This is a genomic window from Mesorhizobium sp. M0139 (assembly GCF_040322455.1).
Classification (GTDB): domain Bacteria; phylum Pseudomonadota; class Alphaproteobacteria; order Rhizobiales; family Rhizobiaceae; genus Mesorhizobium.
This window is the reverse complement of record NZ_JAMYTN010000002.1, coordinates 60,279-71,750: the sequence shown is the minus strand read 5'-3', so window position 1 is coordinate 71,750 and position 11,472 is coordinate 60,279. Positions and strand designations below refer to the sequence as shown.

Annotated in this window: 12 protein-coding genes; 5 read left to right on the top strand and 7 right to left on the bottom strand. The window is 63.9% G+C overall.

All coding sequences use genetic code 11. The features are described from left to right. Nucleotides 1-8: 8 nt before the first annotated feature. Nucleotides 9-668 carry a GntR family transcriptional regulator gene (locus tag NKJ58_RS02800; RefSeq protein WP_023706209.1) on the bottom strand — a complete coding sequence of 220 codons (660 nt, stop codon included), beginning with the start codon at nt 666-668 and terminating at the stop codon, nt 9-11. 23 nt (nt 669-691) lie between these two features. After that, complete coding sequence (locus NKJ58_RS02795; protein WP_027049467.1) at nt 692-1,576, bottom strand: dihydrodipicolinate synthase family protein; 885 nt, start codon at nt 1,574-1,576, stop codon at nt 692-694. A 250-nt stretch (nt 1,577-1,826) separates the two neighbouring features. Between NKJ58_RS02795 and NKJ58_RS02790 the strand changes: the two genes are divergently transcribed. Continuing rightward, entirely contained in the window at nt 1,827-2,969 is a 1,143-nt protein-coding gene (locus tag NKJ58_RS02790; protein ID WP_352518803.1) for a hypothetical protein, read from the top strand. 235 nt (nt 2,970-3,204) lie between these two features. Here the strand turns inward: NKJ58_RS02790 and dprA are convergent, their stop codons facing one another. The 4 genes from dprA to NKJ58_RS02770 are packed head-to-tail and all read right to left on the bottom strand — an operon-like array spanning nt 3,205 to nt 7,236. Then, complete coding sequence (dprA, locus tag NKJ58_RS02785; protein WP_352518802.1) at nt 3,205-4,332, bottom strand: DNA-processing protein DprA; 1,128 nt, start codon at nt 4,330-4,332, stop codon at nt 3,205-3,207. Next, a complete protein-coding gene (gene plsY / locus NKJ58_RS02780) occupies nt 4,329-4,934 on the bottom strand; it encodes a glycerol-3-phosphate 1-O-acyltransferase PlsY (RefSeq protein ID WP_352518801.1) in 606 nt (201 codons plus the stop codon). The genes dprA and plsY overlap by 4 nt, the downstream gene beginning before the upstream one ends. A 56-nt stretch (nt 4,935-4,990) precedes the next feature. Beyond that, on the bottom strand, nt 4,991-6,277 hold the full coding sequence (locus tag NKJ58_RS02775; protein ID WP_352518800.1) for a dihydroorotase: 1,287 nt from the start codon (nt 6,275-6,277) through the stop codon (nt 4,991-4,993). Beyond that, nucleotides 6,274-7,236 carry an aspartate carbamoyltransferase catalytic subunit gene (locus NKJ58_RS02770; RefSeq protein ID WP_023688599.1) on the bottom strand — a complete coding sequence of 321 codons (963 nt, stop codon included), beginning with the start codon at nt 7,234-7,236 and terminating at the stop codon, nt 6,274-6,276. Before NKJ58_RS02770 ends, NKJ58_RS02775 begins: the two co-directional genes overlap by 4 nt. A gap of 197 nt (nt 7,237-7,433) precedes the next feature. Between NKJ58_RS02770 and NKJ58_RS02765 the strand changes: the two genes are divergently transcribed. From NKJ58_RS02765 to NKJ58_RS02755, 3 genes are all read left to right on the top strand, one after another. Beyond that, complete coding sequence (locus NKJ58_RS02765) at nt 7,434-9,062, top strand: DNA alkylation response protein (protein ID WP_023700749.1); 1,629 nt, start codon at nt 7,434-7,436, stop codon at nt 9,060-9,062. 124 nt (nt 9,063-9,186) lie between these two features. Beyond that, entirely contained in the window at nt 9,187-9,774 is a 588-nt protein-coding gene (locus NKJ58_RS02760; protein WP_023688597.1) for a hypothetical protein, read from the top strand. Next, nucleotides 9,774-10,115, top strand: a complete 342-nt coding sequence (locus tag NKJ58_RS02755; RefSeq protein WP_023752219.1) for a DUF6105 family protein — start codon at nt 9,774-9,776, stop codon at nt 10,113-10,115. The genes NKJ58_RS02760 and NKJ58_RS02755 overlap by 1 nt, the downstream gene beginning before the upstream one ends. On the opposite strand, the gene ruvX is transcribed toward NKJ58_RS02755, so the two are convergent. After that, a complete protein-coding gene (gene ruvX / locus NKJ58_RS02750; protein WP_023724364.1) occupies nt 10,033-10,539 on the bottom strand; it encodes a Holliday junction resolvase RuvX in 507 nt (168 codons plus the stop codon). The genes NKJ58_RS02755 and ruvX overlap by 83 nt on opposite strands. A 181-nt stretch (nt 10,540-10,720) precedes the next feature. On the opposite strand from ruvX, the gene NKJ58_RS02745 reads away from it, so the two are divergent. Next, a complete protein-coding gene (locus NKJ58_RS02745; RefSeq protein ID WP_023684673.1) occupies nt 10,721-11,428 on the top strand; it encodes a metal-dependent hydrolase in 708 nt (235 codons plus the stop codon). Nucleotides 11,429-11,472: the final 44 nt, after the last annotated feature.

Sequence of the window (11,472 nt, the reverse complement as noted above, 5' to 3'; positions counted from 1 at the left end):
AGGTTTCCTCAGATCTGCAGCGCCAGCCGGCGCGCCTTGTCGATATGCAGACTGATCGCCTCGACCGCCTTCCCTGGATCGCGGCTCTCCATGGCTTCGATCACCGCCAGGTGCTCGCGCATCACCGGCACGACGCGCCCGTCGATACGGAACCGCTCCTGGTGGATCAGGCGGATCTTCACCGAATTGACCAGATAGGCCTTGGCGATGATCTCGTTGCCCAGCGCATCGATGAACGTGTCGTGCATGGCCCAGTCGATGGTCTGCGCCTTGGCCTCCATCTCCGGCGTCGGGGTCTGCGCAAGCGCCTGGGCATGCATGTCCTCATGCTCGCGCCGCAAGCGGGCAAGCTCGGCATCGGAGGCGCTGACCGTAAACAGCGCCACCGCTTCACGCTCCATGAACAGGCGGAACTGAAAGGCCTCGCGGATCAGGCTGATATCTATATGGGCGATCTGCATGCCGCGCTGCGGAATGGTCGTCAGCAGTCCTTCCGCCTCGAGACGCGGCACGATCTCGCGAATGGCGCCGAGCGGCAGTCCGGTGAAGGCAACCAGCTCACGTTGCGACACGAACTGGCCCGGCTTGAAGTCGCGCGCCAGCAAATGCCGCGTGAAGCTGGCATAGGCCTTCTCCCTGAGGGTGGTCGGTTCGTTGCCGTCTTCCATTTCGGCGCGCTTCCCTTTGCCGGTCAGGCCGGTTCCCTGGCAAACAGGCTGTCATAGGCTGCGGCAAGCTGCTGCTGCCCTTGCAACGCAATCGGCTCCAGCGGCGGACGGACCGCCAGCCAGCGCTCGTCGCCGGTCTTGCGCGCCACCATGACCTTTACCGCGGGGGTGACCGGATATTTCAGCAATTCGAGCACAAAACTTTCGACGCGAGGATCGTCGCGCCCGTCCTCGGCCATGGCGCGGATTTCGCCCGGGACGAAATTGGCCATGCCCGAGATTGCACCTTGAGCACCCAGTCGCACCGCACGCGCCAGATGCCTTTCATCGCCGATCAGGATCACCAGATCGCCATAGGCGGCAAGCAGCGCCTCGCTGTAGCTCCAGTTTCCACCGGAATCCTTCACCCCGGCGACCACGTCGGGAAAAGCAGTGCGCAATCGGCCGATCAGGCCAAGCGAAAGCTGCACCATGGTAACCGAAGGGATGTTGTAGAGCAGCACGTCACGGGCGAGGGGGCCAAGCGCGGCAAAGACGGCGGAGAACCAGCCGAAAAGGCCCTCCTCGCCGACATTCTTGAAGTAGCTCGGCGGGGCCAGCAGAATGTTTCGGGCGCCTCGCTGCAAGGCATGCTGTGCCTGTTCGGCGGCGTCTTCGGCGGCGTCGACCAGCACGCCGGCAACGAGTTGATGCGGCAAGATTCCAGCAGCCAGCATGGCTTCGTTCACCGACCGCCGCTCCGTCGTGCCCACCGATGCGCCTTCCCCTGTGGTGCCGAAAAGCGTCACGCTGCCGCAACCCTGCGCCAGGCAACTTTTGGCCTGAGCGATCATGAGGGCGGTGGCGATCTGCCCTCGGGCATCGAAAGGTGTGGCGAGAGCGGCCGAAAGGCCAAAGCGTGATGTCACCGGAAGGTCTCCGAAGTAGGTGTGTATGCCGTGTTAGCACGCTAACATGTTAGTCGTAAATTGGGGTGGTGCGCTTTTTTAACAGCGGAGGGCCTTATCGAGCGGTTCACGGGTTCGAAGCTCATGGCGGATCGAGACCATTGGCGAAACAGCAGGATGGCCCAGTGTTCGGGCGCGGAGCGGCAGCTCCAACCTTGTCCCCATCCCAGTCGATGGCTAAACTCAGCCTTTCCTAGGGGAGGGTTCTGACATGACACTTCAGCTTTCGGCGGATGCTGTCGCTCCTAAGGCGGCGGCGCCTCAAAAGTACCTCTTCGGCCCGGTCGCCGATTTCCTCATGCTGGGCGGCAGCGCCTTTCTCATCCTGCCGGTGCTGTTTCTCGTTCCGCTCGAATATGAAGGTCCGGTGGCCGCAACGATGGTCTTCGTAGCCTATCTCGTGAACTATCCCCACTTCGCCCACTCCTACCAGCTCTTCTACCGCAATTTCGGGCGCAAGGTGACGGGCGACGGCTACGACAGGAGCCTGCAGCTCCGCTACATTTTCGCGGGCGTTGTCGTGCCCCTGGTCATGGCCGGGTTCTTTGCCTATGGCGCCGCGGCGGCGAACACGCGCCTGCTCGGCTATGCCACCAACGCCATGTTCTTTTTTGTCGGTTGGCACTACGTCAAGCAGGGCTACGGCATGCTGATGGTGGATGCGGTGCTGAAGCGCAAATTCTTCGACGACCGCGACAAGAAGGTGCTGCTGGTCAACTCCTATGCCGTGTGGATCCTGGCATGGCTGCAGACGAATACGGCGGTCACCCAGGGCAAATATTATGGCCTGGACTATTACACATTCGCGGCCCCTTCCTGGATTACCGACGTCGGCGTGCTGGCGGCCGTTGCGTCGACGGCGGCCACGCTCTTGATGCTGGTCAATCGCTGGCGGAAGAACGGTGGCGGCCTGCCCTATAACGGTTTGGTGGCCTATGTCGCGTCGCTCTATCTCTGGATCCTGATTGCGCGCGTAAACCCGCTTTGGCTGCTGATCGTTCCCGCGCTCCACTCGCTGCAGTATCTCGCCGTGGTCTGGCGCTACCAGACGAACGTCGAGCGAGACAGTTCCGATGCCGAAGGCGATCCGCAGCCGAAAATCCTGTCCTTTCTTGGCCCCCTCTACAGGTTTCGGCTCCTCGGCTTCATCGTCGGCGGCACGGCCCTTGGCTATCTCGGCTTCTGGCTGATCCCATCCGCGCTGACGGCTTTGATTCCCTATGACAGGCAAGTGCTGGGGTCATCGCTGTTCTTCTTCATCGTGCTCATCTTCATCAATGTGCACCATTATTTTCTCGACAATGTGATGTGGCGCCGTGGCAATCCGGAGGTATCGAAGTATCTGTTCCGCTGACTGATGCGCAGACTGTCGAGCCCGGTTTTCGTCAGCTGTCGAGTATGCCATTGCGAGCGTGATCGTCAGTGCAACGGAGAGCCCTGGAATGGCGGAGTGCTTTTCCGGGAGCCGCATGGAAAATACCCTGCGGTGGCATCTGTACCGGCGTTGGCGACTATACCGAGGTTGGCGCCGCCGGCGTGACCCTCGACGCGTGAGTTGCGGCCGACGTGCGGCGGGATCGGCTGGAACGTCACGAAACCAGTGAGACATTGCCGCCGGCATGGCGCTCGATGCGGCCGGCAAGGTCGAGTTCCAGCAGCACCATGGAGACTTGCGCGGCGTTGAGGCCGGTGTGGCGGATGATCTCGTCCACGCCCACCGGCGTTGGGCCCAGCGCCTCGAGCACGCCGCTGCGTTCGTCCTCACCGGGCGGGGGTGTTGCCGAAAAATCGGGTGCCTTTTCTGGCGGCGCAATGCTTCGCGTTCGCGTGCCCGCCAAGGGTGCGATCGCACCGGAAACGTCGGCCGCCTCGGTGACCAGGGTGGCGCCATCCTTGAGCAGCCCGTTGGAGCCGGCGCAGCGCGGATCGAGCGGCGAACCCGGTACGGCAAAGACCAGCCGGCCCATCTCGCCGGCCAGGCGCGCGCTGATCAGCGAGCCGGAGCGTTGCGCAGCTTCGATCACCACCAGTCCGAGGGCGGCGCCCGCGACAAGCCGGTTGCGGCGCGGAAAATCCTGCGCCCGCGGCTGCCAGCCGAACGGCATTTCCGAAATAACGGCGCCGCCACGCTCGGCAATGTCTTCGCACAAGCCGATATTTTCGGGCGGGTAGGGGACATCGAGCCCACCGGCCAGCACACCCACTGTACCAGTCGAGAGACTGCCCTGGTGTGCTGCCGTGTCGATGCCGCGCGCCAGGCCGGAAACGATGACGTAGCCGTCGCGGCCAAGATCCGCCGCCAGCATGCGCGCCATCTTGATGCCGGCGAGCGACGCGTTGCGGGCGCCGACGATGGCCACCGCCGGCAGGCGAAAGACGGCTGCCTCGCCCTTCACGGCAATCAGTGGCGGCGGATTGTCCATGTTTTTCAGCATCGGCGGGTAGTCGGCCTCGCCGATGCCGACGAAGCGGGCGCCGTTTTCACTGGCTGCGTCGAGTTCCGCTTCGGCTTCCTCCACGGAAGGAATGCGCATGATCCTTTTGGCTCCGCCCGAAATCATCAGCTCGGGCAGCATCTCCAACGCCGCCTCCGCCGAACCAAAGCGGTTGATCAATTCGCGAAACGAGGTCGGGCCGACATTTTGGGTGCGGATCAGCCGCAGCCAGCTCAGCCGCTGCCGGTCGCTGAGGCGCGGCCCGGCGGCGGGCTTGCTCAACCCTTGGCTCCGATCTTGCCTTCGGTGCCGGCAAGAAGGCGCGAAATGTTGGCGCGATGTTTGAAGATGACGATCAGGCTCATCACCAGGAACAGCCCGGCGGTCTCAGGTGTGCTCCAGAAATAAAGCGGGATCGGCACGATGACCGCCGCCGTCAGCGCTGCCAGTGAGGAATAGCGAAACAGAAAAGCCATCGCCAGCCAGACGACGATAAAGATCAGCGCCACATGCCAGCCGAGCGCGATCAGCACGCCGAGATAGGTCGCCACGCCCTTGCCGCCCTTGAAACCGAGCCAGACCGGATACAGATGGCCAAGGAAGGCGCCAAGGCCTGCCCAGAGCCCAAGGCCGGCCCACAGTCCGTAGTCGTGTCCAAAATGGCGCGCGATCATCACCGCCGCCGTACCCTTCAACGCGTCGAGCACCAGCGTCGCGGCGGCGAGGCCCTTGTTGCCGGTGCGAAGAACGTTGGTGGCGCCGATATTGCCGGAGCCGATTTTGCGCACATCGCCGAGGCCGGCCGCGCGGGTGATCAAGAGGCCGAAGGGAATCGAGCCGAGGAGATAGCCGAACAGCAATGCCAGGATAACGTTATAACTCATTGTTTGCCCCCGCATTTCCCCAGCAACATATCGGTCTGCGACGTGGCGCGATCGCTCTAGCTCGAAAACACTGTGCGGCCCGCCACCAGCGTTTGCAAGACCATGCCTTGCAGCCGCGCACCTTCGAAGCAGGTGTTTTTCGAGCGCGAGCGGATGCCGCTTTCACTCACGATCCAGGGTTCTTCGAGGTCGATCAGCGCAAGATCGGCCGGCGCTCCCGGCTTCAGCGTGCCGCCCGGCAGGCCGAACAGCCTTGCTGGTGCGGTGGACAGTGTTTCGACCAGCCGAAGTAGCGGCACGTCACCATTGTGGTAGAGCCGAAGCGCTGCTCCAAGCAGCGTCTCCAACCCGATCGCGCCGGCAGCTGCATCGGCGAAGGGAAGGCGCTTGGTGTCGACATCCTGCGGGTCGTGCGAGGAGACGATGATGTCGATCGTGCCGTCCTTGACCGCCTCGATCATGGCCAGCCGGTCTTCCTCCGCGCGCAAAGGCGGCGTCAGCCGGAAGAAGGTGCGGTATTCCCCCACATCGTTCTCGTTCAGCGACAGATTTTGGATCGCCACGCCCGCCGTGACATTGGCCTGGTCGGCTTTCGCCCGCGTCATCGCTTGCGCTGCCATCGCCGTCGAGATCTTGGCCGCGTGGTAGGCGCCGCGCGTCAGCCGTGCCAGCGCCAGGTCGCGCTCCAGCGGGATGGACTCGGCCTCGCGCGGAATGCCGGCAAGGCCGAGCCAGCTGGCATACAGGCCTTCATTCATCACGCCTGCCGAAGCGAGGTCGCCATCCTGTGTCTCATGTGCGATGACGCCACCGAAATCGCGGGCATAGGTGAGAGCCCGGCGCATCACCAGTGCGCTGGATATTGTGTGCCGCCCATCGGTGAAGGCGACCGCACCGGCCTCGCGCAACAGGCCGAATTCGGTCATCTCGCGACCGGCGAGGCCTTTGGTGATCGCCGCCGCCGGAAAGATGTTGACGCTTGCCGTGTCCCGGGCGGTGCGCAGCACGAATTCGACCAGCGCGACATTGTCGATCACCGGGTCCGTGTCGGGCATCATAACGACGGAGGTAACGCCGCCGGCCGCCGCCGCAACGCTGGCCGAAGCGATGGTCTCGCGATGTTCGCCGCCCGGTTCGCCGATGAAGACGCGCGCGTCGATCAGGCCGGGAATGATTGCCTTGCCGGCGCAGTCGACCACGGTGGCTCCCGCCGGCAGGCCCTGGTTCAGGGCAGCCTTGCCGGCGGCAACGATCTTTTTCCCCTCGACGATCACGGTGCCGACCTCGTCGAAGCCGCGTGACGGGTCGACGATGCGGGCGCGCTCAAAGACCGTCGTGCTCATGCGCTCCGGCCCTCGTTGCGGCGCGGGTCGAGCAGCGCTTCCATCACCGCCATGCGCACGGCGACACCCATCTCGACCTGTTCCTGGATGACGCTTTGCGGACCGTCGGCGATTTCGGACGCAATCTCGACGCCGCGGTTCATCGGACCGGGATGCATCACCAGCGCGCCGTCCTTGGCGGCCTTCAGCTTTTCGGCATCGAGGCCGAAATAGCGGAAATATTCGCGTACCGAAGGCACGAAGGCGCCTTCCATCCGCTCGCGCTGCAGGCGCAGCATCATCACCACGTCCGCGCCCTTGAGGCCCTCTGCCATCGAGCGCGAGACGATGACGCCCATTTTCTCGATGCCGGACGGCAGCAGGGTCGACGGCGCCACCACACGCACCTGCGCACCAAGCGCGTTCAACAGCATGATGTTGGAACGCGCCACGCGAGAATGCAGGATGTCGCCGCAGATCGCTACGATCAGTTTCGACAGCGGCCCCTTGGCGCGGCGGATGGTCAGCGCGTCGAGCAGCGCCTGCGTTGGGTGTTCATGCGCGCCGTCGCCGGCATTGACCACCGAGCAGCCGACCTTCTGCGCCAAAAGGGCGGCGGCGCCCGCAGACTGGTGGCGGATGATCAGGATGTCGGGGCGCATAGCGTTCAGCGTCATCGCCGTGTCGATCAGCGTCTCGCCCTTCTTCACCGAAGAGCTCGCCACCGACATGTTCATGACGTCGGCGCCGAGCCGTTTCCCGGCCAGTTCGAACGACGACTGCGTGCGCGTCGAGGCTTCGTAGAAGAGGTTGATCTGGGTGCGGCCGCGCAGCGTCGAGGTCTTCTTTTCGGACTGCCGCGAAATGGCGACGGCGCGATCGGCCCGGTCGAGCAGAAGCTCGATGTCACCGGGGGAAAGATCGCGGATGCCCAGAAGATGGCGGTGAGGATAAAGCGGCAGGGACGAAGCGTCGGTCATCTCAAGGCGCTGCTATAGGGGGGAGAATTCCTTGCCGCAAGCGTCAGCTTGGCATTGCGGCCTTTCTCCCCGGTATTTTCGTCGCGCGCGCCGCCTGCCTTGGGCTATATCTAGCCGATTGCTTCGGATTCGAAGCCTTGTGATGATAAGTGCCTTTCTAGCGTTAGAAGGCCCTTCTACTTTCAGAAGGATTGGGCGTGACCGACGACGTGACCAACCAGCCGCCGCCGCTGACGGGCGGCAACGCCTGGCGGGGCGATCCGTTGCTGATCCAGCTTGCCGAGCGTTTTTCCGATCCGGTGCGCAAGGACCTCGACGGGCTTGGCCGGTTCGTCCTGACGCAGGAGGCGCAGGAACTGGCTCGCCTCGCCAATGTCGAGACGCCGAAGCTCCGCACGCATGACCGTCAGGGCCGGCGCATCGACCTCGTCGAATTCCATCCGGCCTATCATGCGCTGATGCGCCGCTCGGTTGCCGGCGGCCTGCATTCCTCGATCTGGGAAAACGGCGATAGCGAGATCGGCCGTCGCCATCAGGTGCGCGCCGCGCGTTTCTACCTGACCGCCGAACTCGAGACCGGGCATCTCTGCCCCATCACCATGACCAGCGCTTCGCTGGCCGCCCTGATGGCCAGCCCAAAGCTGTTTCGCGAATGGGCGCCGCGCGTGACGACGCGCAAATACGACCAGAGTCAGAAGCCGCCGGTCGACAAGACCGGGCTGACGCTCGGCATGGGCATGACCGAAAAGCAGGGCGGCACCGACGTGCGCGCCAACACCACACGGGCCGAACGCGCCGGCAGCGGCTTTTATCGCCTCACCGGCCACAAATGGTTCATGTCGGCGCCGATGTCGGACGCTTTTCTCGTGCTTGGACAGGCGCCGGAAGGGCTTTCCTGTTTTCTCGTCCCGCGCATCCTCGGCGACGGTTCCGGCAACGGCTTCCGCTTTCAGCGGCTGAAGGACAAGCTCGGCAACCGCTCCAACGCCTCATCGGAGGTAGAGTTCGTCAACGCCATCGGCGAGATGGTCGGCGAGCCCGGCGCCGGCATAAAGACGATCATGGACATGGTCACGCTGACCCGGCTCGACTGCGCCGTCGCCTCGTCGGCAATCATGCGAGCGGGGCTGGCTGAGGCCGTGCATCACGCCCGTCACCGCCAGGTGGCCGGCTCGACGCTGATCGAACAGCCGCTGATGCAGCGCGTGCTGGCGGACATGGCGCTCGATGTCGCCGCCGCCACGGCACTCTCGTTCCGACTGGCGCGCTCCTTCGACGAGGCTGCCGGCGACCGCGGCGAGGCTGCTTTTGCCCGCGCCATGACCCCGGTGGTCAAATACTGGGTCTGCAAGATCGCGCCGCCACTGCTCTATGAGGCGATGGAGTGCCTCGGCGGCAATGGCTATGTCGAGGAAGCGCCGCTCGCCCGCTACTACCGCGAAGCCCCGGTCAATGCGATCTGGGAGGGCTCAGGCAATGTCATGGCGCTCGACGTGCTGCGCGTGCTCGGCCGCGCGCCCGGCCTGTTCGAGGAGGTGCTGGCCGGCATCGACCGCGATCTCGGCGCCGGCGGACGCGGAACCATTGGCGTGCTCAAGGCGGCCATGCAGGTCGCCGGCACCGATGAGGGGTCGGCCCGCCTGCTGACCGAACAGCTGGCGCTGTCGGCGGCAGCTGCGGAATTGCGCCGGCTGGGGGCAGGGCGGATTGCGGACGCCTTCGTCGAGACGCGGCTCGCCGGCCAGTGGCGCAACACCTATGGCATGCTCGATTCGCGCCACGATGCGCGCATGATCATCGACACGCTCTATCCGCCGGTGAATTGAGGGCCTTCCGCCAGGCCGTGAACGAATTTGCCTGCCTGTGGACAGCCGTTAACCTTAACGAATGGTTTCCGTTGCAGCCGCAGGCCGCAGACCCCACTGTCTTTGTCACCAAAGCAGGAATGCCATGCGGCACATTTTGACGTCCTTTCTGGCCTTGCACTGGGCGCTGGTTTTCGCCCTGCTGGCGTTCATCTGTGTCGATGGAAACCGCGGCGTTGCGGGCGCTCTGGGCGTGCTCGGCGTGGTCGTGGAAAACACTCGTCTGGCCGATCTCGACAATGCTGCCGTCGTGGCGCCGCTGGCCATCGCCTTGCTGGTCGTGGCGGTGCTGTTTTGCTGGGTCTTCGTCGAGAGCCTGGTTAACGCCGCAGCGAGCCCGGACGGAGCCGACAGTGTGGCGCGGACCGCCTTCATTTCGGCATCCGCGGTGTTGTCGCTGATCCTGATCGGCGGCGCAGCGCGAGGCATCAACGGCCTGTTTTTGGTTGTCGCCGTGCAATTGGCGGCACTTCTGGCCTCCTATGTCGCCATGCTGGCAGAGCGGAGGTCGGTCTTCGCCGTCATGGTTTCGCGGGAGGCAGAGAGCCGCGCCACCGCCCATGCCATGGCCAAGGGTGCCGCGCACGGCTCCTTGCTGTCGCGCATTTCCGGCCGTCCGGACATTGGTCCCAGCGGTCCCAGAGGCGGTTCCAGCCGCAGGGACGGTCACTGATGCGCACGCTGTTCGCATTGTGGGCAACGCCACTCGCTCTGTTCTGGGGCTGGTTCTTCCTGTCGCTCAACGACATCAATTTCGGCTACGTCATGCTCAGCCGGCAGCTGCATGATTTCGTGTTCCAGCTCTACGGGCAGATGCTGGGCATCGATCCGGCGATCATTCCGGGCATGGTGGCAAGGGCCTGCGTCTTTGACGGCTTCCTGCTGATGGCATTGTGGGCGTTTCGCCGCCGCCGCAACATCACGGCCTGGGTCAGGCGGCAGGCGGGGAATCCGGTTCCGTCCGATCGCGTGGGTCAAGCGACTGGAGCCGGTCCAGAACTCCCTGCAGAATAAAGGCCGCAGCCGCCGAATCGATCTTGCCGGCGCGCTTTCGGCGCGAGAAATCCATCTCGATCAGCGTCCGCTCCGCCGCCACCGTCGACAGCCGCTCGTCCCACAGCACGAAGGGCAGGTCGGTTATGCCTGCCATGTTGCGCACGAAGGCGCGCGACTTCTGGGCGCGGGGACCTTCCGAGCCGTCCATGTTGATAGGAAGGCCGAGTACAAACGCGCCGACATTATCCTTCTGCAGCTGGGCGAGCAGCGCTGCCGCATCCAGCGAAAACTTTTTACGCAGGATGACAGGGCGCGGATGGGCAAAGGACAGGCCGCGGTCGGAAACGGCGACACCGATCGTCTTGTCGCCGAGGTCGAGTCCGGCCAGCGTCCTGCCGCCCTCCAGCCGTGCCGGCAGATCCTCGATTGCTATGATGCCCAACGGCTTTCCCCAACCAGCTTTACCGTGACCCAGTCTAACCGTGACCCAGACTTACCGTGACCCAGACTTGCCGTCACAAAGAGCGCGACACGTTCTTTTGAACCGCGAGCACACTATGTCACTTTAATTTTGCTGCCGGCGTTCTATCTTCCGGCGCAACCAAAATCGAGGAACACGATCGATGAAATTGACCTGGTACGGACATTCCGCCTTCCGCGTCGAGACATCAGGCGCGACCATCCTGATCGACCCCTATCTCGTCGGCAACCCATCATGGACGAGCGGCTGGGAGGGGCCGGCGGAAGGCGTCACCCATGTGCTTCTGACCCACGGCCACAGTGATCATGTCAGCGGCGCGGTGGAGGTGCTGAAGAAGAGCGGCGCCCAGCTGGTCGCCAATTACGAGATCTGCATGTACCTGGTCGGCAAGGGCGTCGACGGCAAGAAGATCAATCCCGGCAATCATGGCGGCACCGTCGATTGCGGTGCCTTCACCACCACATTCGTGCAGGCACTGCATTCCTCGTCGTTTGGGCTCGATGGCGGCCAGAACGTCTACCTCGGCAATCCCAACGGGCTGGTCCTGCATTTCCCGGAGGACAAGACGCTCTACCATATGGGCGACACCGACATCTTCTCCGATATGGCGCTGATCGAGGAATTGCATGAGCCGAAGATCGGCCTCGTGCCGGTCGGCGACCGCTTCACCATGGGCGGCGCGGTGGCGGCCCTGGCCTGCCGGCGCTTCTTCCACTTCGACACCGTCGTGCCATGCCACTTCGGCACCTTCCCGATCATCGACGCGACGGCGGAGAAGTTCGTGGCCGGCCTCGAAGGATCAGGTGTCGACGTAGCCTTGCCAGCCATCGGCCAAACGATCACACTATAGAGCGATCGTTGAAACGATCCCTTGTCGCAAAGGGGAATTAAACC